Genomic DNA, 26,450 nt, shown 5'->3' on the forward strand with positions numbered 1-26,450 from the left:
GCGCCTTTATGAGGACCTGCCCTAGCTCCGCAACCCCGGCGCCTCCTGCCCCGTGCGCGCGACATACTCCGTGTAGCCGCCGCCATATTGGTGGATGCCCTCCGGCGTCAGCTCCAGCACGCGGTTCGACAGCGTCGCCAAGAAATGCCGGTCATGCGAGACGAACAGCATGGTGCCCTCGAAATCCGACAGCGCCGTGATCAGCATCTCCTTGGTGGCGAGGTCGAGATGGTTGGTCGGCTCGTCCAGCACCAAAAAGTTCGGCGGATCGAACAGCATCTTGGCCATCACCAGACGCGCCTTCTCGCCGCCCGACAGCACCCGGCAGCGCTTCTCGACGTCGTCGCCGGAGAAGCCGAAGCAGCCGGCGAGCGCACGCAAGGAGCCCTGCCCCGCGGTCGGAAACGCGTCTTCCAGCGACTGGAACACGGTGCGTTCGCCGTCGAGCAAATCCATCGCGTGCTGGGCGAAATAGCCCATCTTGACGCTGCCCCCGAGCGCCACCGTGCCCTCGTCCGGCTCGCTCGCACCGGCAATGAGCTTGAGCAAGGTCGATTTGCCGGCGCCGTTGATGCCCATCACGCACCAGCGCTCGCGGCGGCGGATCATGAAATCGAGGCCGTCATAGATGCGCTTATTGCCGTAGCCCTTGTGGACATTCTTCAGCGCGACGACATCCTCGCCCGAGCGCGGCGCCGGCGGGAAGTCGAACGCGACGCTCTGGCGGCGGCGCGGCGGCTCGACCCGCTCGATCTTGTCGAGCTTCTTGACCCGGCTCTGCACCTGGGCCGCATGCGAGGCGCGCGCCTTGAAGCGCTCGATGAACTTGATCTCCTTGGCGAGCATGGCCTGCTGGCGCTCGAACTGGGCCTGCTGCTGCTTCTCGTTCTGCGCCCGCTGCTGCTCGTAGAATTCGTAGTCGCCGGTGTAGGTGGTGAGCGAGCCGCTATCGATCTCGATCACTTTGGAGATCACGCGGTTGATGAACTCGCGGTCGTGCGAGGTCATCAGCAGCGTGCCTTCGTAATCGTGCAGGAATTTTTCCAGCCAGATCAGGCTTTCGAGATCGAGATGGTTGCTCGGCTCGTCGAGCAGCATCACGTCGGGGCGCATCAGGAGGATGCGGGCCAGCGCCACGCGCATCTTCCAGCCGCCGGACAGCTTGCCGACGTCGCCGTCCATCATCTCCTGGCTGAAGCCGAGGCCTGACAGCGCTTCGCGCGCACGGCCGTCGAGCGCGTAGCCGTCGAGTTCCTCGAATCGATGCTGCACCTCGCCGTAGCGGGCGATGATCTCGTCCATCGCGTCGGCCTTGTCGGGATCGGCCATCGCGGCCTCGAGCTCGCGCAGCTCGGCCGCGACCTCGCTGACAGGACCTGCGCCATTCATCACCTCGGCCACGGCGCTGCGGCCGCTCATCTCGCCGACGTCCTGGTTGAAATAGCCGATCGTGATGCCGCGATCGGTCGAGACCTGGCCCTCGTCGGGCAGTTCCTCGCCGGCAATCATCCGGAACAATGTGGTCTTGCCGGCGCCGTTCGGACCGACAAGGCCGATCTTCTCACCCTTGTTGAGGGCCGCGGAGGCTTCGATGAACAGGATCTGGTGGCCGGCTTGCTTGCTGACGTTGTCGAGGCGGATCATGGGGTCATTTGGGGGGATTTTTGCGTTGCAGCGTCATAGGCTATGCGAGCCGTCAGGGGAAGCCCGGCGGGGCCCGGATTCAGTCCTACCGGATGCCAATTCGGTCGTTTCACCCCGCAGCTTAGGGCTCGTGGACCTCGGCGGTCTGCATCATTGCGATCTCATGGTTGGGAGCGGAGGTGATCAGCTCGCCTAGCGCGTCGATTGTGCGGAGATGCGCAATCGGTGCGCAGCACGGCCGAGCACCGAAGCATTCGAAACTAATGCGAAGCCAAAAGCGAAATTCATTTCACTCAGGCGCGCCGCCGGAACCTAATTAACTGCCAACAAACGACAAATTTAGTTATTTCCGATAATCATGGTGACTCCATCATAAAATACAAAAATATGTTGGGGAAAACATGGGAGGTTTGGAATGGAAGCTGCCCGCCGCTTTCGCGCAATGGCGTCACTTTGCCGGCAGACCGCCGCGCTTCATCCTGACAGAAGCTGGAAACTGCTCGCAGAGGCAGAGTACTGGGAGCATCTGGCGACTGCAGCTTTAGCCCACTGACTTCGGCCTAGCGAATATTCACTTCCTTGGTCTTTTCGTCGACTTCTTGGTTCAAATCATATTCTGAGGCAGCGATGTCCAGTACTGGTCAGGTTTATACTTGCGCTGTCCTGCGCGAACGTGTGCAAGCGATTGTGGTGGGGCTTCGAGAAGTGGAGACGCTTCGAAGCAGGCTCCGAAACGCAGAAGCGAGAACAATCGGCCGAAGACGGCGTGCCAAAGTGGGCCGCAGAGCAAGAGCCGTTTGAGGGCGCCCGGTCACCTAAATATCGACCCGCATTGGGCTCACTCGCACGTCTTCGACGTGTGCCATCAAGGGAACATCGCGAGCTCAGCGCGCATTGAAGGACCATCAGAATACGTTCGATGGAGGCCCTCATGATTGGGACAACGCGGAACGAAACAAGGCTGACCAATTTGGCGACAGCGTGCGCGGCCCTGGCTCTCGTGCTCGCCACGGTTCCGGCAACGGCGCAGGAGACCGGACGACCGAGAGTCGGCACGCTCACGTGCAACATATCGCCCGGAGTCGGCATGATCGTTGCTGGACAACGGCAGTTGAGCTGCATCTATGCATCGGCGAGAGGCAGGGCGCGCGAGGCTTACGAAGGCACCGTCAGCACGCTTGGTCTCGATATAGGAGCCACGTCCGGCGGTCAGCTCGTTTGGGCCGTTTATGCTCCGACCGCGGTTCGCCACGCCGCGTTGGCCGGAACCTATGCCGGCGCGACCGCCGGCGGCACAGTTGGTGCCGGAGTTGGCGCCAACCTCCTGGTGGGCGGCTCGGATCGCACGATCGCCTTGCAGCCGGTATCCGTCCAGGCGCAAACAGGTATGAACATCGCAGCAGGCATATCGAGAATGGAATTGCGGCCGGCCGCTGCGCCTTTGCGCCGCAGGTGACCGCCGTCGCCGGCGGATTGAAGTAGAAATGGCGCTTGTCGGTGAGTCCGGGTCCGCAGTGGCCACCGGTGCCCTCAGGAAAGTTGAACCGCTCGCTCCTGCGCGCAATGGAGGATTGATTAAAATTCGCTCGCCCCGGAACGGTCCAGAAATGCCAACGTTTGCTCGCGTAGGATCGCACCTGTGACGGAGGGCATAGGATCCGACCTCACCAACAACAACGATGGAGCAACTAATGGCCAATCCACGCCAGGAGGAAAAGTCTACCCAAAGCCCTGAGGACACAATCCGCCGCGCCGCCGAGAGGACCGCGGAGCAGACCAGACGGATCGGCCTAGCTACCGCTGAGGCCGGCGAAGAGGTCGCCCAAGCCAGCAGCCATCTACTGCAACAAAATGCCGAGATGCTGCAAAACACTTGGCGCTTCGGCGTCGACATGGCCACCGCGATGATGGGCCGCTCGACTGATCAGCTTGGTCGCACGTTCGGTTTGACGGGCAATGAAGCGCAGCGGGCAACGGAACGCTCGGTCCGCAACGCCGAAGCCATCATGTACTCTACGACCGCAGTCGCCAAAGGAATGAATGGCGTGTCACGCGAGTACTTTGATTTCGTTCGACAGCAGATCGATCGGACCATGGATCGCATGAACGAACTCTGGCGCTGCCGAACTCCTCACGATTTGGCGGCCGTGCAGACTGATCTGATGCGCGACACGATCAGTAGCGCCTTGGACACCAGCCGCCGGATGGCGGACATGTCTCTGAAGGTGGCTGACGATGCCGGAAACCATATAACCCAGAGTATCGAACGCATGCGGCACGCAGCCTAGCGCGCTGGCATAATCATGGCGTACGTGCGCGGCTGAACCTCAGCCGCTCACCGCGCCGCTAAACCTGACGGCCTTGTTCTCTCGCAGAGCTGAGGGCCGAAACAATGAGGGCCCCGACGTATTGGACGCGTCGGGGCCCAAACCGTTACTCACTGCGGTCAGTCGCAGATGCGGCGGCGAACCACAATATCCTCACCGAACCGGTTGATCCGGTGTTCGACGATGGTGCGGCAACCGCCGTAGTATTCGTTACCGTAGTCACGGTAGTATCGGTCCGGGCCGACATAGACGCCGCCGGGACCGATGCCAAACTCAACAGCGTTTGCTGTTGTTACCGCTCCCGCAGCTAGAGCAGCCACTGCGGCGAGCGCGAGGATCGTTCGCTTCATTTGGCACTCCTCTCGCAAGTGACGGAGCATTGGGCCAACGATCGGGCCGGAGATTGGTTTCGTGACAATGAGCGGGGACCAATCGAGAAAATCGTCGTTCCACTATGAACAGCGCGTTCACGAAGGAACGCAGGATCAACGTAGAAGCAAATCTGGTCCGCCATGTCTCAACGAACGGACCTCCGTTAGACGACGGGTTGCTTCGCTGATGGACCAAACCCGCGTGGCCTTTGTGCCACGGCTGGGGGCGATGCACGCCGACAACATGTGCGATCGCCTCCCCCATCAGGACCGGACCGGCTGCCCGATTCCAAGAAGATTGCCTTCGCTGTCGCGGAACCACGCGCCTCGCTCACCGATACCCTTGCTGGCGTAATTCCCGGCTATCTCGGCGATCCCCTCAACGGTCTTCAGACCGGGCAGGTCATATTCCTCGAACTTGACTCCCCGCGCGCGAAGCTCGCACACCGTTGCCTCGATATCCTCAACTTCCCAGCCCATCTGCGTGTGCGTGCCGGATTGCACTCCGGCCGAGACGAATATCGCAAACTCGCCACTTGCGCAGATGTAGCGCAGTCCACCTTCGCGTTGTTCGACAGGGTCGAGCCCGAGTTTTTCGGAATAGAACGCCCGCGCCCGATCTAGGTCCTTGGCTGGAAGACGGGTGGCCACCTTCGCGTTCGCTAGCATTCTTCTCTCCCTCTGAGTTTAATAAGAGTTGGGCGCGTCGCATCCTCGGTCAAGCCAAAGTCCGCTCAGGGTCCAATCGGCGACATAGAGGCGTCCACTGAACAATCGGTCAGAGCAGCTAACGTTTTAACGATGGGACCGCTCAGGGTGGACATCGCACGGTTGGCACTGTCACGCATCCGTCGTAAAAATGAGCGGGTTGGAGAGCCGGCCATGGTGCAGGAGCGGCCAGCCCGGATCGCGCGCAGGCTGTCGGCGATATTGGCCGCTGACGTGGCCGGCTATTCGCGGCTCATGCACAATGACGAAGAGGCAACGCATGCCAAACTGACTGCGCTTTTGACGGACGCAGTCGCCCCGGCAGTTGCCGAACACGGTGGCCGCATCGTCAAGAACACCGGCGATGGCTTCTTGGCGGAATTTCCGAGCGCGGTCGAAGCGGTTCGAGCTGCGGTACAATTTCAGACCCGTGTCAAGGAACTGACAATCGATGATCCAGAAGCCAAGCGCATAGTCTTCCGCGTGGGAATTAATATCGGCGATGTGATTGTCGAGCCGAATGACATCTTTGGCGATGGCGTGAATGTTGCGGCGCGGCTTGAAGGCATCGCGAAGGCCGGGGGCATCTGCATATCTTCGGCCGCCTACGATCAAATCCGTGGCAAGGTCGGGGTCGAGTTCGCCGATCTGGGCGAGCAGAACCTCAAAAATATCGCTCTCCCAGTCCGAGTCTATGCTTCGCAGCTCTCCGATACGCTGCCGGTCATTTCGGGCTTTCCGTTTGTCCAGTGGCCTGCGCATAGCCGGCGAGCTCGGATGGGTCTTACAATGGCGCTTCTCCTGCTCATGGCTGGCGGCGGTCTTGGTTACTGGTACATGCGATGGAATGAGCCACAATTGGTGAAGCATCGTCTATCGATTGTCGTGCTGCCATTCACGAATTTGAGCAACGAACCCGAGCAGGAGTACTTTGCGGAAGGTGTTGCTGATGATCTAAGCTCCGATCTCTCGCGGATCGAGGACAGCTTCGTGATCGCGCCGAGTACAGCCCGTGCCTATAAGAACGTTGACCCAAAGCGCGTTCGCCGCGAACTCGGCGTCCGTTATATCCTCGACGGTAGCTTGCGCCGAACGGAGTCGATTGTCCGGATCAACGCCCGGCTGATCGATACGCGAACCGGCGCCCAGATCTGGTCGGAGAGCGTCGACGGTGAGTGGTCCAAATCGTTGCAGCTTCAGGATGTCATCACGGGTGGATTGGCGCGGCGGCTTGATCTCGAGTTGACTGACCACGAAAGCCGCGACGCGGAGGTTGCGCGGCCCAACAATCCCGACGCGGTCGATCTTACAATGCAGGGCCTGGCCGTGCTCAATCGTCCCTATTCGCGCGAACAGGTAGCCGAGTCGGGTGCCCTCTTCGAGCGCGCACTGCAGATCGATCCCGGCTACCCTAAGGCCCTCGTGGGGTTGGCAGATACTTTGGCAATACAAGTCAATTATCGTTGGACCGATGCACCCGCCGATAAGTTACGGCGCGCTGAGAAAACGGTGGATCAGGTTCTGTCCCAGTTTCCCAGCGACGCAATGGCACATTTTGTAAAGGGCGAGATCCAACGCGCCAAGGGCAGGAATCTCGACGCTGCTGTCAGCGAGTATATGGCGGCAATCGGGATAAATCCTAGTCTAGCCCCGGCTCATGGCGCGCTGGGCGCTGCCAAGATACGTGTTGGCCGATCTGCGGAGGCGTTCGCCCCTCTCCAAATGGCCATCCAGCTCAGCCCCCGCGATCCGCTCCTAAGCACGTGGTACTTCTATGCCTGTCATGCGCACAGCCATCTCGCCCAATATGATGAAGCGATAGACTGGTGCAGCCGCTCCATTACAGTGAATCCCTTTTGGATTGCCTATGCAGATCTCGCCGCCGCCAACGCATGGACGGGACATGAGCCCGAAGCTCTTGCCGCCATCGGCGAGCTTCGTCGGCTCAGGCCCGATTACACTGTTGCCCTTTGGTTGCAGGATGGGTCTGCGTGGTCCGATAACGTCGTTTTCCTTGCCGAATTTCAGCGCATCGCTGAGGGTCTGCGTAAGGCGGGCCTTCCTGAACGGTGAACGAGCAAATGACCGAGCCGATCCTCACCCTCGCGGCGTGCCGGATAAGAGCTCGCCGGATCTCGCTCAGGCATATTAGAAGCGGCCCGGAAGCCTGATCCGGGTCCGGACTACCAATTACCCTGAAGTCCAGAATGCCGTTCCGTCCACGGGGGCGGAAGTGCGGCTGCCTTCTCAAGTTCGTTGTTGGGTGCAGGTTCGTTGGATCGCGCGAAAACAAAACGGGACGTGGCGGCACTTTCCGCTTCGTCCCTCCCGTCTTGGCCGATCAGGATCAATCCAGCTCCGCCATTCGCGACGTTCAGAATAGTCGGTTCGCCGCCCCACGTCTTGATTGGCTTCATTGCGATGGTGAGAAATTCGCCCATAGGCTGGTCCAGATACTGAATCCGCAATTGCGGACCGACCTCTGCGTCGGCGAGCCTAAAGCCGATCTGCATGGCGCGCGCGTAAATAGCAGCCAAAGTCACGGTATCCGTCTTGAACCCAAGCTCGGCTACTCGCACAACGACAAGCTTCACTTCGGCTGTCTTAGAAGCAACGGTGAAGGTCGGTCGAGCGAGGATTTCGGCAGCCGTGCCACCGACACCGCACCGCATGGCGTCCAGCACGTTACGCAGCGCAACAGAATTGGCAAAGGTGCCGATCCTAATTGTCTTCCACGTCGGAACATCGCGCGCGGACTTGAGCTGTTGGAGCGCATAGGATGGACGCGGCTTGTGCGCCTTCATCTCGTTTTGCAGGACATCGCGAGCTGCACATTGAGCCCACGCATCCTCTGCCAATGAAACGATGCAAGTGGCGCACACTATCGAAGCGATCAGGTGACGACGGTTGCGCCCTGCAGAACGCTGATTGACCGCGCCGCGATCGGCTCGACTTTCCAGAATGGACATGTCGAAAATCGATTTGTTGGTTACGCCTGACCTAAAATGCCCGCCTCCGAGTCAAGGGGAATGTCGGAGGGTAACGTGTCTAGAAACATTGCCCGGCCGACTTTGAAATGGGTCCGGAGGCGGGGCACCAGCTGAAGTATTCCAATTACAAATGGCAGGCGGCAGTCCGTAAGCCTGATCGCGCCCGCACCATCATACCAACGAGGAATGATGTCGTTCAACGATAGCACCGTCATTCCCTTGGTTCAATTCTGATTCAAGGGCACGCTGGCCATCCAGACTTGTTCGACGGCTTTGGGGCAAAGCGTCACTCGGACGATTGGCCGGCCGCTTCCGCTCGATCCCGATGGGCCGACAATTTGACGCTACGCTTGGAGTTCGTATTCGGGCCACAACCTGACCCTGCGCTATTCGATCACTTCGTCGGCCCGTCGAGCATTATGACGGCTTAAGGCCAGGGGCAAACGTGGTGATTTTGACCGGCACTGGGCTATAATCCCCACAGTCAGCTTATGCCGTCCTTTTCGTCAGCCCGTGCGTAGAGGATTTGATCAATGACCAACGGATAGGCGGCACTTTCTGCTTCGTCCCTCCCGTCTTGGCCGATCAGGATCAATCCAGCTACGCCATTCGCGACCGCGCCGCAATCGGTGATCGTCTCGCGATCCGGACAGGCGAATAGTCTACGAACAGCACACCCCGCTCGTTTGAATCGGGGGGCATGGAACGGTCCCGTAGGAACAGAAGACGCAGCAGTCGCCCGACTTGGGCTTTAGCCGTAGGCCGCACCTCCTGCAGTCGTAAAAGAACTGGCAGGCATCCGTCGGCATGGTCTCGATCTGTTGATGGCCACACGCCGGACACGTGAGGGTCGACTCTAGCTGCATTTGTTGCCTGCGGTTCAAGCGTTGTCCGAGATCCTCGCGTCATTCTGCCAGCCGCGCGCCGCAGCGGCAACGACGGCAAGCGTGGCCTTGGCGCCGTCGGCCTCGCCCTTCTCGAAGTCGCCCTCGGTCTGCGCCATCGAGTTCGTGACGTGGGCGAAGCAGACGATCGAGTTGCCGCTCGTCGTGCCGAAGGCGTAGAGCGCCGCAGCTTCCATCTCCACGGCGAGCGTCCCCAGCTCGCGCGCTCGCGAGATCGCCGCTTCGGTCTCGCGATAGGGAGCATCCGTCGTCCAGGTCGAACCGCGATGCAGTTTCTCCGGCAGCGATCGGCCCGCCCGCTCGACGCGATCCAGAAGCGACATGTCGGGTGCTGCCGCGAAAGTCGAGCCAGCCAGGTAGTGATAACTCGTCCCCTCGTCGCGCAGCGCGCGGTCGATCAGGACGAAATAGGGAGTAGGTCCGATGGGATTGATCTGGCCTGCCGAGGTGACGCTGACGAGCAGTCGGCAGTTCGACGCGAAGAGCTGCTCGGCGACCAGGACGGCGAAGGGTGCCCCGACCGCGCAGCCGACGATCCCGACCTCGCCGATGTCGTCGAGATCGAAGGCAAGAAGCTCGGTGTGGTAGCAGGCCCAACCTTTATGGATGCGGCCGACGCCGGTCCGCTTGAGGTGACGGACGACGTCACCATCCGGATCGAGCACGCAGATTTCGGGCACAGCTACGAGCGGCAACTGTCTCTGCCGGCGCGCCTCCCTCAACAGGGATTCAGGCCGGAACACCGAGGGCGCCTTGTGATCCTTTACGCCAACGATCGGCCACGCGGGTTCCGTGCGATGAGGCTTATCATCCATGATGCACCTGATCGACCTGTTTCAAGCAACGGATTCGACCGGCAGGCCGGCGGCCTTCCACTCCGGGTAACCGTCCTCAAGGCGGCGAATGCGATAGCCGCGCGCCCGCAGTGCCGCCACGGCTTCGAACGAAAGAACGCAATAGGGCCCGCGACAATACGCAATCACTTCACGGCCTTGCGGCAACTCGCCCAAACGTCTTTCCAGTTCAGCCAGAGGAATGTTGAGCGCCCCCGGCAGATGGCCCAGCGCGAACTCATCCTCGGGCCGCACATCGAGCAACGTAACCAGATCGTCTCGCAATCGCGCGACCAGGTCGTCGCGCGAGACGGGCTCAAGCGCATCACGGGCTTGGAAGTAATCGGTCACAACACGACCGATCTCGGCGACATTCCGTTCACCGACCCGACCCAGCGCCTTGATCAGCGTCACTACTTCGGCATCGCCAGCAAGGCGATAGAGAATGTGCTTGCCACGACGCTCCGTTTCGACGAGGCGCGCGCGCCTCAGTATCTGCAGATGCCGCGACGTGTTGGCGAATGTCAGATGTGCCCGAGCCGACAGCTCCTCGACGGTGCGTATCCCCTGCGCAAGGTGCTCCAGCAGCTCAAGCCGGTGAGCATGGCCGAGCGCCTGCGCCACCTCGGCAAGGTTTTCATAGATCTCCTGTTTCGGTCCTGAGCTTGACACGGCGGTCCTTCAATATATCATTCAGCAGATTGATTGAATGTATCTAGCGTTTCTCTCGAGGGAGTGCAAGTCCATGATTCTCCGCCAGTTCTTGCATAGCGATCCAGTCGGTATCTCCTACCTTTTCGGCTGCGGCGGCAAAGCTGCCGGCGCGGTCGTTGATCCGGTCGGCGATATTCAGCCCTACCTGCAGGCGGCCGACAATACCGGCATGCGGATCCATTTCGTCATAGACACTCATGTCCATGCCGATCACCTGTCAGTGGGCCGGGCGCTCGCCGCCGCAGCGGGAGCTGAGTACGTGCTCTCGACGGAGGCTGGTGTATCGTTTCCCTACAAGGGTGTGCACGACGGCGACGTTCTTCCCCTCGGCAACGTGTCGGCGACGGTGATGCACACGCCGGGTCACACGCCCGAGCACATCTGCATCCTTGTTACAGACCAAACACGCGCCAACGAACCCTGGTTCGTCTTCACCGGTCACACGCTCATGGTCGGCGATCTCGGCCGCACCGAACTTGCCGTGAGCGCGGAGGAAGGCGCCAGGCAACTGTTCCGAAGCGTGAGTCGGCTGAAGGAGCTTCCTGACTACGTCGAGGTGCTGCCGGGCGCCTATGCGGGCTCGGTTTGCGGTCGGCGCCTGAGCGGCAAGCCATCCTCCGCGATCGGCTTCGAGAAGCGGCACAATCAGGCGTTTACGATCGAGGACGAAGCCGAGTTTGTTCGGTTCATGGTCGCCGAGATTCCGCCGGCGCCGCCAGAGGCCGCGCGGATCAGGGCTGCAAACTCAGGCATGGCGGCGGCCGCGGCCTGAACTAATGACCGAAGCTGTAACTGGCCCACAGATTGCCTCGTCTGTCCAACTGGGGCTGAAAGAGAACTGGCCGCAGTTCGCATTGCTCGTCCTGATCAACGCCTTCGTCGGCGGGATGGTCGGGATCGAGCGCACGGTCGTGCCGTTGATCGGCTCCGAGGAATTCAGGATCAGTTCGACGACGCTCGTCGTTTCCTTCATCGTCAGCTTCGGCGTCGTGAAGGCTTGCGCCAATCTGATCTCCGGCCAGCTCGCCGACGCCTCGGGACGCAAACGTGTTCTGATCCTCGGCTGGCTCGTCGGCCTGCCGGTGCCGCTCATGATCATGTGGGCGCCGAGCTGGGGATGGGTCATCGCAGCAAACGCCCTTCTCGGCATCAACCAGGGTCTTGCCTGGTCGATGACGGTAATCATGAAAATCGATCTCGTCGGACCGAAGTCGCGGGGACTTGCCGTGGGCCTGAACGAGTTCGCCGGTTATCTCGCGGTAGGCGTGACCGCTTTCCTCACTGGATATCTTGCCTCGAAATACGGACTGCGGCCGGCACCGATCTACCTCGGCGTTGCCTATGCGATCCTAGGCACAGTGCTCTCGATCCTGCTGGTGCGCGACACACGCGAGCACGTTCGGCTGGAGACCGCAGCGCATGCGCGTCAAGCGCCCCCGATCAGCTTCAGGGAGATATTCGTCCTCACGTCGTTCGGAGATCGCAATCTATTCGCCGCGTCGCAGGCTGGGCTCGTCAACAATCTGAATGATGGAATGAGCTGGGGCATCTTTCCGCTGTTCTTCGCCTCGTTCGGCCTCCCCGTCGACCGGATCGGCATACTGAAGGCCGTCTATCCGGCCACTTGGGGCATCCTGCAGATCGCCACGGGCCCTCTTTCTGATCGGTGGGGCCGCAAGGGCTTGATCGTGGCCGGCATGTGGGTCCAGGCCGCGGGTCTATTCCTGAGCGCTGCAACAAGCCATTTCGAATGGTGGCTGGTCGGCAGCCTGCTTCTCGGACTTGGTACGGCCATGGTGTACCCGAGCCTGATCGCTGCCGTGTCCGACGCTTCGCATCCCAGCTGGCGCGCACGCTCACTCAGCGTCTATCGCTTCTGGCGCGATCTCGGTTACGCGATCGGGGCGCTATCGGCCGGCATCATCGCCGACCTGTTCGGCATGGCCTGGGCGATCGGAGCGATCGGCGCGCTCACTTTCGTCTCGGGGGCGATAGTATTCGTCGCTATGGAGGTCAGGCCCGGAGCACGAACGTGAGCGAAACCTTTTCAGGACGTTGCGGGGCGGTGCGTTTCGAGGCGCGAGGCCGGCCGAAGGGAATCTTCTGGTGTCACTGCGATAGCTGCCGCCGCCATTCCGGCGCGCCCGTTAGCGTGTTCGTCGGGTTCGAGAACGACTCTGTCACGGTGACCGAAGGCGCCATCACCACGTTTAAATCATCGCCGGGAACGACGCGCGGTTTCTGTGCCCGCTGCGGCTCGACGCTGACCTGCGCTACCGTGCACTTTCCGACGGAGACGCACTATCACGTCGGTGCCTTCGACCGGGCGGCGGAGCTCCAGCCGAGCAAGCATTTTTTCGCCAACGAGCAATTGCCCTGGCTGAAGCTTAGCCACAACGAGCAAGGTAAATGACTGCGACGATGCGGCCGATCTATCCGGATTTCAACGCGAGCACACCGGTTGATCCAGCCGCGGCGCTGTGAGTAGACGCCCTACGCCCGCCGCATCAGCTTGAGCGAAGCTGCAAGGCGCAGTCTGCGCTTGCCGGCGAGCGCGGACGTCGTCGTCCAATTTACCTGCTTTGGGTCATCAGCGCCGATTGTGCCCTGCACTCGATTAAGCCCGGTCTGACCCTGCCATCACCGTCCAAGAACCGCGTAGAGTCAGAAGCGGTCCATCGATCGGCAGCGGCCAGGTGTTTCGGCAGCAACTTAGGGAGCAATGGATAGAGCCAGCCCGCTGCGGCAGATGGCGACTGCCGCAGCGATCGAGAGCAACATTCAATTAGGCCGGACTCTCGCGACTAAACTATTGCCGAAAGCTTTGCCGCCTCGAGAGCAGGATCAAGGTCGTCGTCACCATCGAGGACAAGGGCTCCGTCGTAGGTGACCCTGTCCTGCTCTATCTCAACGACCTTTTTGCCGAAGCTCAAGTAGCTGAACTTCCAGGGACGCTCATGGTAGTCCCGCCGGAGGTGATACAGGACGCTCGTCGCGATCCGCTGCCCTAGAAGCATGGACGCGCTGTAGTCGGTACGCCAGTGAACGCCCGCCATGTTGCGTCCGATTGCAATGTTGGACGCGACCTTGTCGAGTTCGCCTGCAATCGTTAGCTGGTCAGCATCTGGCACTCCGACAGTTGTCAGGTCTGTTCCTTGGGACGTCGGGATAACCGGCGTAATCCCAACATCCTTGAGCTTCTGTGTTCCTGCAAAATAAGCCTTCAGCGCGGTGACGCATGCGCCGGCGACAGTGGCATGGCCCGCACCGTAGGAGCCGTGCGCCGGTGAGCCGTCGGCGAAACACATCGGCAGCAAGTAGCTGTCGCTGTTGGCGCCGTGAGCGGCGTTCGCTTGCCTGATTCTTGCAACCGCGCCGCCCGAGGCGTTGGACGCCTGCAACACACCAAGCCCGCTTGATAGCGCCAATTGCGCCTCGGCGGCCTTCAAACCCGTGGGGTGCAGCGCACGATGGACCAAACCGCCATAGGCTTCCGGGCGCAGGCGCAGGTTTCCGATAAATTTCTGGTACCACACCGCCTTCAACGCACATGTCGCCACCTCGCAGACCAGCGAAAGTATGAACGGCGAGCCAAAGGTGCCGAAGCCCTCCTCATGCGGGAAGACCGGCGCATCCCGGTTGTAGGGATTTCCCGCATCCAGCTTAACGCCAGGGCTACCGAGCAAGATCAGGGCAGCGTTCAGGTAGGCTTCATACAGTGCGTCAAGATGGACGTATCGCGCGATGTCGCCCGCGTTCTGAATGTACCGCGGGGTGGCCGGGAGTTCGATCGATGACGGAAAGGCTTTTCCTCTCTGCACGTCGAGCCAATCGGCCCATGCGATCATGTGAGGGACGCCTCCAGACTGATAGTCGGTGTTTACAACCCGCCCTTCGGTTTGCTTGATCCGCAAAGACCCGTACGGCACGTCAAGCCAGAGAAATTGTGAAACGAGCGGCCCAAGATGCTCCTGGTTCGTTTGTCCCGCTGGCGTCCATTCGCCGCCTCGAAAAAGCGTTGCCGGCGTGACGGGCCGGGCAGTGTAGTTGGGATGATTACTCGAGTCGGGATGGGCATATAGCTTGAGAGCGCTCAGTTCGCTGGCTGCGGCTTGTGCCAGGGCGTTGCTCGGATAATCCAGAAAATTGACGTCACGGAGCAATGCCATCCAGTAAAGCTCGATCATCTCCGCGGCTGCAGTCTCATGCTTCCCGTCCTGCTCCGGTGGTTTCGGAATGCGGAAATGCCAACCAGCCGAGGTGAGTCGATCGGCGGCCAGACCTGCTTGCGGATTTACGAGCGGACGGAGGCCGGCTGACTCGATGTTCTGAAAATCCGTCGGGCGATGCTCATTCAGAGCTGCTAAAAATGATTTGAATGAGCTCGGGATCACTCGCCCGTCGTCGTCGTGCTTTAGCGACTTGTGAAAGTGCAACTCCGCCGCCTGGACAAGATCATTGGGTGGAGTGTGGACCAGCTTATGTACAGCAGTAATAGCTGGAGCAGGTGATGGTGGATGTGGCTTTGGATAAGAAATTGCCATTTGAATTTCTCCTGTAGCCATCCCGCCACAATTGACGAGACCGGGCATCGGTGCCCTTGCGGAGTCGTATCGTGAATACTACACAACCTTTGTGGGATACCTCACACGAGCACTTTTTCAATTGGATCGAATACGGCAGCCGGACTCACCAAGTTGTGCTGAGCACTCAGAAAAGAGTAACGGCTAGGCAAAATGGCCGCAGATTGTTTCTGCGGCCTTAGATTGTCGCGCGCCGCCTCAGTTCAGCGATCACCAGCAGCGAGCCTGGAATCTTTCGGAAAGCGGTAGCGCTAACGTTTGAGGCTGCGGGATCGAGACGGGCTCAACGTCTTAAATCGCGCCGTTATATTCTCCTCTGGCTGGATAGTCGTTCTTGATGACGAAATCCAACGCCTGGACCATTTCAGAGAAGTTGGGCCTGACGAACGGCATGGATTGGACGGAGAGATAGTAGATCGTTTGATCCGGCCTGATTAGAAACACGCCGGGTTCAGAGAACAAAGAAGGTTCTTCGATTCCGATCGAGGTCTTTCCCCGAGATGTCGATATATACAGACCCCAATTGCGAGCATCGCTCAGTCCTAGACCATATCCGACACGCAAATTCTTGGCTTGGATCTTGTCCGCCATCTGGCGAGCTCGCTCCTCCCCATCTGAACTAATAGCGACGGTGGTGACGCCGCGGATGGCAAATTCCGGCGTCAGGCGTTCTAATTCCTTCAGGTAGTTGGCACAGATCGGGCAATGCAAGCCGCGATAGAAGCAGACGAGCGACATGCGCTCTGGGCTCTCGGTTGCCAGGTCGAAGGGACCATGGTCGAGCGTGTTTACGACAAGGGGCGGCGCTTTCTGGCGAGGTATAAGCATTTGGATTCCTTTCACGGACCAAGGGGCAGCACAGGACCGGTTGCTCCCAGATCCAGCTCATGCCACACTGGAGAGCATGAATGGTCCCCGAAACATGATTGAGAGTCCTGTGACGGCCAAGCACGACAGGCTTTCCGCCTTCTTCGACGCCTTCCAAATGTCGGTTACGGTCGCTGCGAAAGATGCCCGAGACGCGGTCGCAAACCTTGTTGTTGTTGGAGAGGGTGGCTGCGCAAGGAGCGTCGTCTTCTGCCCCCACCGTGATGCGATGCCCGATCGCGGCGGCGATATCCTGGCTGCAGCGACCATCGAGTTCGGGGGCATCACAAACCCGCTCATGAATGCAATGCCCGAGCGGATCGTGATCCCCCTCGGCGAGTCCCCTACCCTACAAGCTCTGACTGCAGCCTTTGTAACCGAGGCCTCGGACATGCGATGCGGCAGGCAAGTCGCTCTCGACCGCTTGTGCGAGGTGATCATCTTGCTTGTGCTTCGGAGAGCAATCGATATCGGCTCAACGCGACCAGGACTTCTTGCCGGCCTATCCCATCCAGCGATCCATAAGGCTCTGGTCGCTATGCACGATCAACCCTCTCGCCCGTGGCACACCGAGGAGCTTGCGAGTATCAGCGGACTCTCGCGGAGCCGCTTCATGACTCTGTTTCCCAAAGTGACCGGCACTACACCGGCTGCCTATCTTAAGGCGTGGCGGCTGACACTTGGCCAGCGTGAGCTCCAGCGCGGCGAGCGCGTCAAGTCGGTCGCGAGGCGCGTGGGTTTTGGCAGCGCAGCGGCGTTCTCGCGCGCATACGCATTGGCATTCGGCCATTCACCGATCTCTTTGCGTAAGCCAGGTCCTGCGTCGCGGGATGTCGCTGCTGCCAATTAGCTGTTACCGCCGACAGATCGTCAAGCGTCAGGCGAAAAGGTCCGTCAAGCGGTCGTCTATGCGTGAAGGCGTAATCTCGAGGATCTCGGCAGTAACAACTTCCGCCGCGACAAATGGATCGAGAGCGACGCACTCCTCGACCTGCGAACGAGAGAGGCGACCGCTCAGGAGTATGGCTCCGCCAAGGTTCGGCTGAAGACTCCCTGCCATCAGGAATGCGCCGTCGTCGAAGCCGCGCTTGAGCCAATCGTTGTGGCCTTGCATGAACTGGCCGGCTTGTGCCTTGTTAGATCCAAATTTCAGAAGAGCAATAAACATCGCGGTCCCTTTTATGAGTGATGCATGGCACGCCGGCGCCCGAGCATACGCTGACGACCCGGCTGCGTTGCAGCGGTTTCTAGGTCGGTGAGCCACGCGGACATGGCCTGGATTTCATTTCGGACAAATCGTTCGTCGTGAAGGGCGTTGGCTAGGACGTTCTGAAAAAGACAAAAGCCGCAGTGTCACGGGAGCGCAGCGGAGCGTGCGTCGACTCGGGCGGTCGGAGATGGGGCGCTCGCTGACATTGCCCGGAGCGACGCGTAAAGCCTGCTTCACCCCAGCAGAGGACATCGGACATTTGTGAGTAGACGCCCTACGCCCGCCGCATCAGCTTGAGCGAGGCCGCAAGGCGCAGGCTGCGCTTGCCGGCGAGTGCGATGCCTTCGAGCTCACCGCTATCGGCCGTGCAGGTGCCGGAGAAGCCGATCCCGACCTCGAGGCCGCCAAACACGGGATTTTCGCCTTTCGCCGGCGTGTGCTCCTGGTTCAGCATCTCGCCCTTCCAGCGGCCGTCCGCGGAGGAATAGGAGCCGAGATAGTAGAAGAACGCATCGCCGCCGAGGATGCGGCCGTCGATCAGCAGCATCACGCCGGAGAGTCCGGCATCCACGCCATCGAGCGCGCGCAGGCTCATCCCATAGAGCCCGTTGGCGATCCCGCCCGGACCGACGGCTCCGCTCGGCGGCAGCGCCTCGTCGTCGAGCGGGGTGAGATTGGCCCAGAAATTGGCGCCCGGCATCGTGTCCGCGCTGCCCTGAAGGCGGATCTGGTTGCCGTACAGCCGGCCGCGTGCTCCGATCGAGGCGACGTCGGCGCCCATCAGCGGCTTGTAGTTGGGATCCTGGTTATGCCGCTCGGTGATGACCTCGGCGATGATCTCGCCGTCGCGCTCGACATAGGTGCCAAGATGCGCAAAGCCCGAATTGCCGCCCAGCATCTTGCCGTCGTGCAGGCACATGATGCTGCGGCCGAACGCATCGTTGACGCCGTATTCAACCTTGTACAGTCCGTCCAGCAACGTCTTGAACCTGCAAAATCGGAAAAAACTGGGGGCTACCTAGCACCGTCGCCGCATTGAAGCCACCCGGCTTTCGCGCAGGGCCGCTCACGGGGCGTTCGCTGTCATGATGCCATTATGCCCCTGTTTTGCCCGACGGGTCAATTTGAATTTCGATTAATCCGCAATGCGTGCGATTTCAAACCCTTGGCTACTGTGCATGGGGTTGTTTTCGCATGTTTTGTTTTGCCGGGCTCCTGGACGGCATTCGCCGTCCATCAGTGCCGCTTGAAGTACTGCACCTCGCGCTCGTGCTTCTCGGCCGCCGCGCGGCTCTTGAAGGTGCCGAGATTGCGGCGCTTGCCGGTCTTCGGATTCACCTTGCGTGAATAGAGGCGGTATTCGCCCGATGCCAGTTTGCGGATCATGATCGCGCTCCGTTGTGTCTTGATATCAACGGCGTAGGCGCGAGCCAGGTTCCGGCAGTGCGGGCTCAGAAGCACAGCGTGGTGACGAGCTTGCCCTGCTTGTCCTTGATGGCATAGGGGCAGCGAATGCGCTCCAGCGCCTTCTTGGCGTCATCGTCGCCGAGCGCTGCGGCGCGCTCGTAATAGGCTTTGGCGGCATCCTTGTCCTTCGGCCCGCCGCGGCCGCCTTCCGCGAAGGCGCCCATCCGCTCCAGCGCGCCGGGATGGTTTTGAGCCGCGGCCTTCTCGAACAGCGCGCGCGCCGCGGCGTCGTCCCTCTCCCCGCCATTGCCGCTCGCAAGCATCAGGCCGAGCTGGTACTGCGCCTCCGCATTGGTCTCGGCGGCCCTGCCGAGCAGCGCGCGCGCCTGCGCGGGATCGGCCGGCGCAGCGCCACCTGCGCCTCCGAGCGCGGCGAGATTGCTGACGCCGCGGGGATTGCCTGATTGCGCCGCCTTCTCGAACAGCTTGCGCGCTTGTGCTTCGTCCTTCGCAACGCCGGAGCCGGTGCCATAGGCGACGCCGAGCTCGACCATCGCAGAGCTCGATCCCTTGTCGGCAGCCTTGCGCCAGGCGGCGATCGCCTCGCTCGTCTGCCGGTTGGCGGCATAGGCGCGGCCGAGCGCGAACATCGCCCTGCGCGAGGAGGAGGCGGCCTGCCTGCAGAACTTGATGGCGGTCGCGACGTCGGAGGAAGCTATCTCCGTCACGCCCTTCACGTCGGCCGGCTTGTCGGGATCGCTGGGATCGGCCGCCACCCGGTCGCACAGGACGAGATCAGCCGATTGCGCCTGCGCCGCCAAGGGCGCGGCGAGCGCGAAGAGGATGGCAAGGAGGTAAGTCCGCATGGTCGTCACGTTGCGTCCCCGCCCCGGCAAATTCAAGGCTCGAGTCCCGATTGGCGCAGCACGGGCACGACCTCCGGCGAGGCCAGATAGCGCAGCAGCCTGTCGGCGGCCTCGGCGTGTGTCGCATTCGTCATGCGGCCGGCGGAGAACACGGCCGGCGTCTGCAAATCATGCGGGATCGGGCCGACGACCTCGATGCCGCCAACCTGCTTCAGCTCGCTGATCTGCTGTACGGCGAGATCAGCCTCGCCGTTGACGAGCCGCTCCGCCGTAAAGCCCTGCTGCACGATGGTGGCCTTGGCGTTGATCTCGACCGCGATGCCCAATCGCTGGATCAACTGGGCAAAGTAGATTCCGCTGGCGCCGAGCCGCGAATAGGCGACGGATCGCGCCGCAAGCAGCGTTGCGCGCAACGCGGCTTCGCTGGTGATGTCGGGATGCGCCTGCCCTGCCCGCACGGCAATGCCGACGTAGGAACGTGCGAGGTCAGCCGCGCTGTCGGCGACCACGCGGCCCTCACCGATCACCGCGTCGAGCCCCTCGCGGGTGAGGATGACGAGATCGGCCGCCTCGCCATCGCGGAGCCGTTTCAGCAGCGCCTGGGTCGGCGCGAAATCGGCGTCGATGCGCACGCCCGTCGCAGCTTCATACGCAGACGACAGGCTGCGCATCGCACCCATCAGGCCGAGCGTCGAGAGCATGCGAATGTTGTCCAAATGCAATTCCTGTCGCGATCAGGCGCGGTGCAGCAGCTTGAGCGCAGCGGTCAGGCGTAGGCTGCGCTTGCCGGCGAGCGCCGTTGCCTCCAGCACCGCCTCTTCCGCGTCATAGCGGCCGGAGAAACCGATGCCGACCTCGTGGCCGCCGAAGATCGGATCGTCTTTGGCCGGCGTGTGCTCCTGATTGAGGATCTGGCCTTTCCAGCGGCCCTTCGCGGCGGTGTAGCTGCCGAGATAGTAGAACGCCGCATCGCCGCCGAGGATGCGGCCCTGGTTGAGCAGCATCACGCCGGTGAGGCCGCCATCGAGGCCGTCGAGCATGCGCAGATGAATCGAATAGAGGCCATCGGCGATCCCGGCCTCACCAACGCCGCCGACGATCGGCACCTCGTCTTCGGTGATCGGCGTCATCAGCGACTGGAAGGGTACGCCCGGCAGCTCTTTCAGCTCGCCCTTGAAGCGATAGAGATCGCCATCGGCCCAGCCCTTCGCGATCAAGGTCGCATCGTCGGTGCCGGCCATGGCGCGGTAGTTGGGATCGGGGTTATGGCGGACGGTCTTGATCACGACGTCGACGCCGCTGTCGGTCTTGTCGTAGGTGCCGATATGGGCGAAGGCCGAATTGCCGCCGAGCATCTTGCCATTGCCGGCATGCATCACGCTCCGGCCGACCGCGTCGCCGAGCTGAAATCTCACCTTGTAGAAGCCTTCAAACACCCGCCGTGTCCCCGGCCCTGCGCGCATCCGGGGGCACTCTCCCGCATTCGAACGCAATCGACAAGCTTCGCGCGGGAAGAGGCCGGCGGGTCACAGGAACAGCTGCCATCAGAATGCAAAAATCCGCCGGAGCCTTGCAGCTCCGGCGGATTTGAGACCAACCCGGGCCAGCCCCCCAGGCCCGGGCCGGGAGGATCTTAGGCCGCGGCCTTCTTGTCGGTCGGCACGGACGCGATCGTCTTCAGGATCTGCGAAGCGATCTGGTAGGGGTCGCCTTGCGAGTTCGGACGGCGGTCTTCCAGATAGCCCTTGTAGCCGTTGTTGACGAAGGAGTGCGGAACGCGGATCGAAGCGCCGCGGTCGGCCACGCCGTAGCTGAACTTGTTCCAGGGCGCGGTCTCGTGCTTGCCGGTCAGACGCTTGTCGTTGTCCGGGCCGTAGACGGCGATGTGGTCCATCAGGTTCTTCTCGAAGGCCGCCATCAGCGCCTCGAAATACTCCTTGCCGCCGACTTCGCGCATATAGGCGGTCGAGAAGTTGGCATGCATGCCCGAGCCGTTCCAGTCGGTGTCGCCGAGCGGCTTGCAGTGGAACTCGATGTCGATGCCGTACTTCTCGGTGAGGCGCAGCATCAGGTAGCGAGCCATCCACATCTGGTCGGCAGCGGTCTTGGAGCCCTTGCCGAAGATCTGGAATTCCCACTGACCCTTGGCGACTTCCGCGTTGATGCCTTCATGGTTGATGCCGGCAGCGAGGCAGAGGTCGAGATGCTCTTCGACGATCTTGCGGGCGACGTCGCCGACATTCGAGTAGCCGACGCCGGTGTAGTACGGACCCTGCGGGGCCGGATAGCCGGCAGTCGGGAAGCCGAGCGGGCGGCCGTCCTTGTAGAAGAAGTATTCCTGCTCGAAGCCGAACCAGGCGCCGGCGTCGTCGAGGATGGTGGCGCGCTTGTTTGACGGATGCGGGGTCTTGCCATCGGGCATCATGACTTCGCACATCACAAGCACGCCATTGGTGCGCGCGGCGTCCGGGAAAACGGCGACCGGCTTCAGCACGCAATCGGAGCTATGACCTTCGGCCTGCTGGGTGGAGGAGCCATCGAAGCCCCAGAGCGGAAGCTGCTCGAGCGCCGGGAACGACGCGAATTCCTTGATCTGAGTTTTGCCGCGCAAATTCGGAGTCGGCGTATATCCGTCGAGCCAAATGTACTCGAGCTTATACTTGGTCATTGAGCCTCTCTGTAGATGATGCGAAAGGTTGGGGGCCCTGGGGTCCCCGCACGTTTGTACCCGGCCACCATCGGCCGGCCCTCTACAAGCATTTAACGTGCCAAAAGGCCGCACTGCGGGAGGTTTTCCACCGCGGCCGGCGTCGCCCTGGCGCTGGCTGACCGCCCCCAGCGTCGTGCGTCATAGCCGCGCACCTTCGCGTGAAGCTGCACCGCAAAAACTCCGCGGAAACCGCCCGATTCTGAAGCAGGCGGCGCAGTGCGGGATATTGCCGATGAAACGCGCATCAACGTCCAGCAACTTTCGTAAAGCCCCACAGCACTGACCAGCAACCTTTGGAATAGCCCAGGCGTTGATCACCGACACGCTGCCTTGGGAGATGCAGCAGGCGACCTGCCTATAAATTGGGCGGCAACTGATTTCCTTTTCAGCACTTTCCAATTCGGGGCGCGGGGCCGATATGGGGATTTCAGTAACCACAATCGAACGAGTCGGGCGCAGCATGGAGGCCAAGGCGCTTCGACCAAGGAGAAATCGTAATGATGAACAATGGTCTGAGTCACGGATCTGCGAAGATCTACCAATTCCCTGCCGGGGGCCGCGCAGCTCTTGGGGGACGCCGCTATGGCGAGACTAGCCTTCCCGCCGATCACGCTTCGCTTCCCACGAACGTCTCGATCTGCAGCGACAGCTGGTACCACCAGGACGCTGTGGACGAAGCCAAGCCGAAATGGGATCGCTGATGCCGGTGGCTGGTTTGATACCGCCGCGCGCTCGCGAATGCAGGCGGCAGTTTGAAAAAGGGTCGAAACCACGGTGTTTCGGCCCTTTTTGATTCAGTACAGAAAACGTTCAGATCACCGCGCAGGCCGTCACCGGCCGCTTCAGATGTCTGATCGTGGTGGTCCCGGTCCTGCCGATCGTCAGCGTGATCCCGGCCCTCGAATAGCGCGCGCCAGAGACCGTCAGCCGCTTGGCAAGCGTCACCGGCTCGCCGTCGATCTGGAGGAAGGCGCGCTTGTCGCCGTCATAAAACCCGATGATGAACTGCGTACCATCGGCACAGCGATAGGTCTGGAATGTCTGCGCATCGGCCGGTCGACTATGGAGAATTCCGGCCGACAGCATGGTGATAGCCAAAACAATGGCCTTGTGTCGGACCATGGTCGCCCCCTGTAATGGACTTTAAGGATGCCGCAGCGCATCCGGTGGAACCATAACCCAAGCTGATCTCATGTCCGACTCCCCTGCCCGCCACCTCGCCTTGCAAGGCGCCAGCAATTTTCGCGATCTCGGCGGCTATCCAACCACCGACGGCCGCATCACGCGCTGGCGGCACATCTTCCGCTCCAACCATCTCGGCCAACTCACCGCAGCCGACATCGAGATCGTCCGCGCGCTGGGGGTGCGAAGCGCATTCGATTTCCGTGGGCTGGAGGAGCGCGCGGCCGGCGTCTGCGTCATGAACGAGATCACCGTGCACTCGCTGCCGATCGAGCCGACGGTCGTCGCTGCGCTGCGCGCCGAGCTCGCGAGGGGCACGCTGACGGCACCGGTCGCGCTGGAGCTCATGCGCGAATCCTATCGCAACTACGTTCGCCACAACACGCACAGCTTTCGCGACCTGTTCGGCCATCTCCTGGAAGACCGCGCGCCGCTCGTGATCCACTGCACTGCAGGCAAGGACCGCACCGGCTTTGCCTGCGCGCTGATCCTGCATGCACTCGGCGTCCCCGATGACGTCATTGCCGAGGACTACCTGCTCACCAATCAGCATTACAAGCGCGATGCGACGGCTGCCACCGACCTGCCGGAGGACGTACGCAATGCCATCGGCAGCGTCGAAGCCTCTTACCTTGCTGCTGCGTTCGAAGCCGTCGGCAAGGAATACGGCGATATCGAAACCTATTTGCGCGACGGGCTCAAGCTCGGCGCAGCCGAACGGACTGCGCTGAAGGCGCGTTATCTGCAAGCGTGATCCGCGGCGGACGCCTCAGGCCGTCAGCCCTATGGCCTTGATCATCGCGCTCTTGAGGGCCAAGGAGATCTGCTGGGTGCTCCAATCGCTTTGGTGCAGCTTGTCAGGATCACCTGGGTCCAGCAATTGCTCGAACGAAACGTTGTTTTGCACGTGCCAATGCCGCATCAGTGCCCAACGCTGAAACAGATTCACCTCGGCCTCATTGGCAGCATCGCGGATCAGCCGGACCATCTTGTCCGAAAGCTCAGCACGGTCGTCCCAGAGCATCTTCGTCACATATTGCGGATCAATCAGCAGAACCTCGAAACCGCGAGCGCGCAATTGCGCCAGGCCCTTCCTGATATTCCCGGCAACAGCGTCCACGTCGTACTGGTCGTTGTGAAAGACCGCGTTCGTTCCAACCTGCCAGATGACCAGTGCCGGATCATCATGAAAGATATCGGCCTCAAAGCGTACGAGCTCTTCGTTTGCCTCTTCTCCGCCCTTGCCGCGGTTCAGCACATCAATCCGAATGTCCGGCCGGTGGACGACGTCCTTGAAGTATTGCCGTAGATACATCTCCAACCGATAGGGATACGGCACAACATCGGCTCGTCCGGCTGTTGATGACGACCCCATGGCTACGATGCGAACGGGACCCTTCCCGTCCAGAGCCTGCCGGAGCCGCATCAGCGGATATTTTAAGTCGACGATCGCAGCGGGAAATTCGATGGTTGGCAAATTGTCGGACATGAACAACCTCCTCACCGATCTAAAGTTGTAACTATAGCCCAGCCTTGAAGCTGCCGCCATTGCAAGTCCAATTCGCTGGACGCAATAGTCGCCGGCAAAGCGAAACCACGGAGAGCACCGTGCAAGGAAAAGTCATTGTCGTGACCGGCGCGCTTGGAGCGCTGGGCAAGGTGGTCGCCGAGACGGCGCGGGCACGCGGCGCGCGCGTGGCCGGCATCGATTACGCGCCATCGCAAGCCCCCGCAAAGCCTGAAAACATCGAGATTGGCGGCGTCGACCTGTCCGATGCGGCGCAGGCGAAGACGGCGATCGAGGCCGCGGCAAAGCACTTCGGCAAGCTCGATGCACTGATCAACATCGTGGGCGGCTTCGCCTTCGAGACCGTCGGCGACGGCGACACCGCGACGTGGCAGCGTCTGCATGCGCTGAATGTCCTGACCACACTCAACACCTCGCGGGCGGCGCTGCCGTATCTCGCCGCCTCCAAGGCCGGCCGCATCGTCAACATCGGCGCCATGGGTGCGCTCCAGGCCGGCTCCGGCATGGGCCCTTATGCGGCGTCGAAGGCAAGCGTGCATCGCCTCACCGAGGCGCTTGCCAACGAGTGGAAGGGCAAGGTGACCGTCAACGCCGTGCTGCCGTCGATCATCGACACCAGGGCCAACCGCGCCGACATGCCGAAAGCGGACTTCTCCAAATGGGTGACGCCGCAGGAGCTCGCCGAAGTCATCCTGTTTCTCGCCAGCGACGCCGCGAGCGGCGTCACCGGAGCGCTGATCCCGGTCGGCGGACGGGTGTAGGCGTATCGCGCTCCGAATCTCTGCCAGACAGCCCTGATTCAATCGGAGCCGAGAAGGCTCTAAACTGCCTGCAACTGATTCTCCGATCGGACATCACACTCGGAACTTGTCTTTGGAAACCGCGCTCTATCTGCCCGTCAAACGCTTCCTCGAAGAGCTCGGCTTCACCGTGAAGGGCGAGATCGGCGGCTGCGATCTCGTGGGCCTCAGCGCCGGCGATCCACCTGTCGTGGTGATCGGCGAGCTCAAGCTCGCCTTCAATCTCGAGCTGATCCTCCAGGCGGTCGACCGCGCGCCGGCCGGCGACGAGATCTGGATCGCCGCAAGAATGTCGGCCCGCGGCAAAGGGCGTGAGAGCGATGCGCGCTACCGCAATCTCTGCCGCCGGCTCGGCTTCGGCATGCTCGGGGTGACCGATCGCGGCCAGGTCGAGGTGCTGGTGAAGCCGCCGACGGCGGCGCCGCGCCGCGAGCCGAAGATTCGCTCGCGGCTCGTCGCCGAACATCAGCGCCGCCAAGGCGATCCCGTGCTCGGCGGCAGCACCCGTTCGCCGATCATGACGGCCTATCGGCAGCAGGCGCTGGCCTGCGCCTCGGCGCTCGCCGAAGGCCCGCGGCGAGTGAGCGAGTTGCGCGAACGCTGTCCCGATGCCGGTAAGATCTTGCTTAACAATGTGTACGGCTGGTTCGAGCGTGCTGAGCGGGGAATTTACGGGCTCACCGAAGCCGGGCACGCGGCACTGAAACGCTGGCCACAGCAAGGGATTGAAGTCGGTGCAGGTGTCGCGGCACCGCCCTGACACCCGACCGGTGCATAGCTGAGATGTCACACCGATTCCATATTG

Annotated in this window: 30 protein-coding genes; 11 read left to right on the forward strand and 19 right to left on the reverse strand. The window is 61.5% G+C overall.

The genetic code is table 11. From position 1 onward, the window contains the following. Positions 1–21: 21 nt before the first annotated feature. Positions 22–1,644 (reverse strand): ABC-F family ATP-binding cassette domain-containing protein, encoded by a 1,623-nt coding sequence (locus tag XH85_RS26670; RefSeq protein ID WP_128934185.1) that lies wholly within the window; start codon positions 1,642–1,644, stop codon positions 22–24. Between the two features lie 931 nt (positions 1,645–2,575). On the opposite strand from XH85_RS26670, the gene XH85_RS26675 reads away from it, so the two are divergent. Both XH85_RS26675 and XH85_RS26680 read left to right on the forward strand, forming a co-directional pair. Next, entirely contained in the window at positions 2,576–3,100 is a 525-nt protein-coding gene (locus tag XH85_RS26675; RefSeq protein ID WP_128934186.1) for a DUF992 domain-containing protein, read from the forward strand. Between the two features lie 235 nt (positions 3,101–3,335). Then, the gene (locus XH85_RS26680; protein WP_128934187.1) at positions 3,336–3,932 is read left to right on the forward strand and encodes a phasin family protein; all 597 of its coding nucleotides are present in this window, start codon (positions 3,336–3,338) and stop codon (positions 3,930–3,932) included. Positions 3,933–4,090: 158 nt separating this feature from the next. On the opposite strand, the gene XH85_RS26685 is transcribed toward XH85_RS26680, so the two are convergent. Beyond that, a complete protein-coding gene (locus tag XH85_RS26685; RefSeq protein ID WP_128934188.1) occupies positions 4,091–4,321 on the reverse strand; it encodes a hypothetical protein in 231 nt (76 codons plus the stop codon). A gap of 285 nt (positions 4,322–4,606) precedes the next feature. After that, positions 4,607–5,011: a VOC family protein gene (locus tag XH85_RS26690; RefSeq protein ID WP_128934189.1), complete on the reverse strand. Its 405-nt coding sequence runs from the start codon at positions 5,009–5,011 to the stop codon at positions 4,607–4,609. 147 nt (positions 5,012–5,158) lie between these two features. On the opposite strand from XH85_RS26690, the gene XH85_RS26695 reads away from it, so the two are divergent. After that, positions 5,159–7,123, forward strand: a complete 1,965-nt coding sequence (locus XH85_RS26695) for an adenylate/guanylate cyclase domain-containing protein (RefSeq protein ID WP_245473798.1) — start codon at positions 5,159–5,161, stop codon at positions 7,121–7,123. Between the two features lie 110 nt (positions 7,124–7,233). Here the strand turns inward: XH85_RS26695 and XH85_RS26700 are convergent, their stop codons facing one another. From XH85_RS26700 to XH85_RS26715, 4 genes are all read right to left on the reverse strand, one after another. Further along, positions 7,234–8,019, reverse strand: a complete 786-nt coding sequence (locus tag XH85_RS26700) for a hypothetical protein (RefSeq protein ID WP_206734874.1) — start codon at positions 8,017–8,019, stop codon at positions 7,234–7,236. A 683-nt stretch (positions 8,020–8,702) separates the two neighbouring features. Further along, positions 8,703–8,906, reverse strand: a complete 204-nt coding sequence (locus XH85_RS46875; RefSeq protein ID WP_128934191.1) for a GDCCVxC domain-containing (seleno)protein — start codon at positions 8,904–8,906, stop codon at positions 8,703–8,705. 14 nt (positions 8,907–8,920) lie between these two features. After that, entirely contained in the window at positions 8,921–9,640 is a 720-nt protein-coding gene (locus tag XH85_RS26710) for a nucleoside phosphorylase (RefSeq protein WP_338025554.1), read from the reverse strand. 141 nt (positions 9,641–9,781) lie between these two features. Further along, a complete protein-coding gene (locus tag XH85_RS26715; protein ID WP_128934193.1) occupies positions 9,782–10,450 on the reverse strand; it encodes an ArsR/SmtB family transcription factor in 669 nt (222 codons plus the stop codon). 73 nt (positions 10,451–10,523) lie between these two features. Here XH85_RS26715 and XH85_RS26720 point away from each other — a divergent pair, with 73 nt between their 5' ends. Genes XH85_RS26720 through XH85_RS45385 form a run of 3 tightly spaced genes read left to right on the forward strand, consistent with a single transcriptional unit; the run spans position 10,524 to position 12,905 of the window. Beyond that, positions 10,524–11,264 (forward strand): MBL fold metallo-hydrolase, encoded by a 741-nt coding sequence (locus tag XH85_RS26720; protein WP_128934194.1) that lies wholly within the window; start codon positions 10,524–10,526, stop codon positions 11,262–11,264. Between the two features lie 4 nt (positions 11,265–11,268). Beyond that, the gene (locus XH85_RS26725; RefSeq protein WP_128934195.1) at positions 11,269–12,528 is read left to right on the forward strand and encodes an MFS transporter; all 1,260 of its coding nucleotides are present in this window, start codon (positions 11,269–11,271) and stop codon (positions 12,526–12,528) included. Further along, positions 12,525–12,905 (forward strand): GFA family protein, encoded by a 381-nt coding sequence (locus tag XH85_RS45385; RefSeq protein ID WP_164940463.1) that lies wholly within the window; start codon positions 12,525–12,527, stop codon positions 12,903–12,905. The genes XH85_RS26725 and XH85_RS45385 overlap by 4 nt, the downstream gene beginning before the upstream one ends. A gap of 391 nt (positions 12,906–13,296) precedes the next feature. Here the strand turns inward: XH85_RS45385 and XH85_RS26735 are convergent, their stop codons facing one another. Both XH85_RS26735 and XH85_RS26740 read right to left on the reverse strand, forming a co-directional pair. Then, positions 13,297–15,084, reverse strand: coding sequence for a vanadium-dependent haloperoxidase (locus XH85_RS26735; protein WP_128934197.1), 1,788 nt, complete (start codon positions 15,082–15,084; stop codon positions 13,297–13,299). Between the two features lie 282 nt (positions 15,085–15,366). Continuing rightward, entirely contained in the window at positions 15,367–15,903 is a 537-nt protein-coding gene (locus tag XH85_RS26740; RefSeq protein WP_128934198.1) for a peroxiredoxin-like family protein, read from the reverse strand. Between the two features lie 109 nt (positions 15,904–16,012). Between XH85_RS26740 and XH85_RS26745 the strand changes: the two genes are divergently transcribed. Further along, entirely contained in the window at positions 16,013–16,792 is a 780-nt protein-coding gene (locus XH85_RS26745) for a helix-turn-helix transcriptional regulator (protein ID WP_245473593.1), read from the forward strand. Between the two features lie 27 nt (positions 16,793–16,819). On the opposite strand, the gene XH85_RS26750 is transcribed toward XH85_RS26745, so the two are convergent. The 8 genes from XH85_RS26750 to XH85_RS45390 all read right to left on the reverse strand — a co-directional run bounded on the left by XH85_RS26750 (position 16,820) and on the right by XH85_RS45390 (position 22,606). Then, positions 16,820–17,110 (reverse strand): YciI family protein, encoded by a 291-nt coding sequence (locus XH85_RS26750; protein ID WP_128934199.1) that lies wholly within the window; start codon positions 17,108–17,110, stop codon positions 16,820–16,822. Between the two features lie 316 nt (positions 17,111–17,426). Beyond that, the gene (locus XH85_RS26755; RefSeq protein WP_128934200.1) at positions 17,427–18,131 is read right to left on the reverse strand and encodes a hypothetical protein; all 705 of its coding nucleotides are present in this window, start codon (positions 18,129–18,131) and stop codon (positions 17,427–17,429) included. 257 nt (positions 18,132–18,388) lie between these two features. After that, positions 18,389–18,538 (reverse strand): hypothetical protein, encoded by a 150-nt coding sequence (locus XH85_RS26760; RefSeq protein ID WP_007609497.1) that lies wholly within the window; start codon positions 18,536–18,538, stop codon positions 18,389–18,391. A 65-nt stretch (positions 18,539–18,603) separates the two neighbouring features. Further along, complete coding sequence (locus XH85_RS26765; protein ID WP_164940851.1) at positions 18,604–19,425, reverse strand: tetratricopeptide repeat protein; 822 nt, start codon at positions 19,423–19,425, stop codon at positions 18,604–18,606. A gap of 32 nt (positions 19,426–19,457) precedes the next feature. Then, the gene (locus tag XH85_RS26770; protein ID WP_164940461.1) at positions 19,458–20,141 is read right to left on the reverse strand and encodes a substrate-binding domain-containing protein; all 684 of its coding nucleotides are present in this window, start codon (positions 20,139–20,141) and stop codon (positions 19,458–19,460) included. 18 nt (positions 20,142–20,159) lie between these two features. Next, positions 20,160–20,861: a GrlR family regulatory protein gene (locus tag XH85_RS26775; RefSeq protein ID WP_128937433.1), complete on the reverse strand. Its 702-nt coding sequence runs from the start codon at positions 20,859–20,861 to the stop codon at positions 20,160–20,162. A 197-nt stretch (positions 20,862–21,058) separates the two neighbouring features. Continuing rightward, complete coding sequence (locus tag XH85_RS26780; protein WP_128934202.1) at positions 21,059–22,093, reverse strand: glutamine synthetase beta-grasp domain-containing protein; 1,035 nt, start codon at positions 22,091–22,093, stop codon at positions 21,059–21,061. 180 nt (positions 22,094–22,273) lie between these two features. Further along, a complete protein-coding gene (locus XH85_RS45390) occupies positions 22,274–22,606 on the reverse strand; it encodes a hypothetical protein (protein WP_164940460.1) in 333 nt (110 codons plus the stop codon). Between the two features lie 26 nt (positions 22,607–22,632). On the opposite strand from XH85_RS45390, the gene XH85_RS26790 reads away from it, so the two are divergent. After that, positions 22,633–22,836 carry a DUF2735 domain-containing protein gene (locus XH85_RS26790; RefSeq protein ID WP_128934203.1) on the forward strand — a complete coding sequence of 68 codons (204 nt, stop codon included), beginning with the start codon at positions 22,633–22,635 and terminating at the stop codon, positions 22,834–22,836. A 109-nt stretch (positions 22,837–22,945) separates the two neighbouring features. Here XH85_RS26790 and XH85_RS26795 read toward each other — a convergent pair whose 3' ends face one another. Continuing rightward, positions 22,946–23,257, reverse strand: coding sequence for an MliC family protein (locus tag XH85_RS26795; protein ID WP_128934204.1), 312 nt, complete (start codon positions 23,255–23,257; stop codon positions 22,946–22,948). A gap of 70 nt (positions 23,258–23,327) precedes the next feature. Here XH85_RS26795 and XH85_RS26800 point away from each other — a divergent pair, with 70 nt between their 5' ends. Next, on the forward strand, positions 23,328–24,071 hold the full coding sequence (locus XH85_RS26800; protein WP_128934205.1) for a tyrosine-protein phosphatase: 744 nt from the start codon (positions 23,328–23,330) through the stop codon (positions 24,069–24,071). 15 nt (positions 24,072–24,086) lie between these two features. Here the strand turns inward: XH85_RS26800 and XH85_RS26805 are convergent, their stop codons facing one another. Continuing rightward, positions 24,087–24,806, reverse strand: coding sequence for an SGNH/GDSL hydrolase family protein (locus XH85_RS26805; RefSeq protein ID WP_128934206.1), 720 nt, complete (start codon positions 24,804–24,806; stop codon positions 24,087–24,089). Positions 24,807–24,925: 119 nt separating this feature from the next. On the opposite strand from XH85_RS26805, the gene XH85_RS26810 reads away from it, so the two are divergent. Then, the gene (locus XH85_RS26810; protein WP_128934207.1) at positions 24,926–25,606 is read left to right on the forward strand and encodes an SDR family oxidoreductase; all 681 of its coding nucleotides are present in this window, start codon (positions 24,926–24,928) and stop codon (positions 25,604–25,606) included. 112 nt (positions 25,607–25,718) lie between these two features. Next, positions 25,719–26,405, forward strand: coding sequence for a DUF2161 domain-containing phosphodiesterase (locus XH85_RS26815; protein WP_128934208.1), 687 nt, complete (start codon positions 25,719–25,721; stop codon positions 26,403–26,405). Positions 26,406–26,450: the final 45 nt, after the last annotated feature.

The sequence above is a fragment of the Bradyrhizobium zhanjiangense genome (assembly GCF_004114935.1).
Classification (GTDB): Bacteria; Pseudomonadota; Alphaproteobacteria; order Rhizobiales; family Xanthobacteraceae; genus Bradyrhizobium; species Bradyrhizobium zhanjiangense.

Coding starts and splice junctions, on each gene's coding strand:
- XH85_RS26670 (WP_128934185.1), bottom strand. CDS start 1,644: ATGATCCGCCTCGACAACGTCAGCAAGCAAGCCGGCCACCAGATCCTG.
- XH85_RS26675 (WP_128934186.1), top strand. CDS start 2,576: ATGATTGGGACAACGCGGAACGAAACAAGGCTGACCAATTTGGCGACA.
- XH85_RS26680 (WP_128934187.1), top strand. CDS start 3,336: ATGGCCAATCCACGCCAGGAGGAAAAGTCTACCCAAAGCCCTGAGGAC.
- XH85_RS26685 (WP_128934188.1), bottom strand. CDS start 4,321: ATGAAGCGAACGATCCTCGCGCTCGCCGCAGTGGCTGCTCTAGCTGCG.
- XH85_RS26690 (WP_128934189.1), bottom strand. CDS start 5,011: ATGCTAGCGAACGCGAAGGTGGCCACCCGTCTTCCAGCCAAGGACCTA.
- XH85_RS26700 (WP_206734874.1), bottom strand. CDS start 8,019: ATGTCCATTCTGGAAAGTCGAGCCGATCGCGGCGCGGTCAATCAGCGT.
- XH85_RS46875 (WP_128934191.1), bottom strand. CDS start 8,906: ATGCAGCTAGAGTCGACCCTCACGTGTCCGGCGTGTGGCCATCAACAG.
- XH85_RS26720 (WP_128934194.1), top strand. CDS start 10,524: ATGATTCTCCGCCAGTTCTTGCATAGCGATCCAGTCGGTATCTCCTAC.
- XH85_RS26725 (WP_128934195.1), top strand. CDS start 11,269: ATGACCGAAGCTGTAACTGGCCCACAGATTGCCTCGTCTGTCCAACTG.
- XH85_RS26735 (WP_128934197.1), bottom strand. CDS start 15,084: ATGCCCGGTCTCGTCAATTGTGGCGGGATGGCTACAGGAGAAATTCAA.
- XH85_RS26740 (WP_128934198.1), bottom strand. CDS start 15,903: ATGCTTATACCTCGCCAGAAAGCGCCGCCCCTTGTCGTAAACACGCTC.
- XH85_RS26750 (WP_128934199.1), bottom strand. CDS start 17,110: ATGTTTATTGCTCTTCTGAAATTTGGATCTAACAAGGCACAAGCCGGC.
- XH85_RS26760 (WP_007609497.1), bottom strand. CDS start 18,538: ATGATCCGCAAACTGGCATCGGGCGAATACCGCCTCTATTCACGCAAG.
- XH85_RS26765 (WP_164940851.1), bottom strand. CDS start 19,425: ATGCGGACTTACCTCCTTGCCATCCTCTTCGCGCTCGCCGCGCCCTTG.
- XH85_RS26780 (WP_128934202.1), bottom strand. CDS start 22,093: ATGACCAAGTATAAGCTCGAGTACATTTGGCTCGACGGATATACGCCG.
- XH85_RS26790 (WP_128934203.1), top strand. CDS start 22,633: ATGATGAACAATGGTCTGAGTCACGGATCTGCGAAGATCTACCAATTC.
- XH85_RS26795 (WP_128934204.1), bottom strand. CDS start 23,257: ATGGTCCGACACAAGGCCATTGTTTTGGCTATCACCATGCTGTCGGCC.
- XH85_RS26800 (WP_128934205.1), top strand. CDS start 23,328: ATGTCCGACTCCCCTGCCCGCCACCTCGCCTTGCAAGGCGCCAGCAAT.
- XH85_RS26805 (WP_128934206.1), bottom strand. CDS start 24,806: ATGTCCGACAATTTGCCAACCATCGAATTTCCCGCTGCGATCGTCGAC.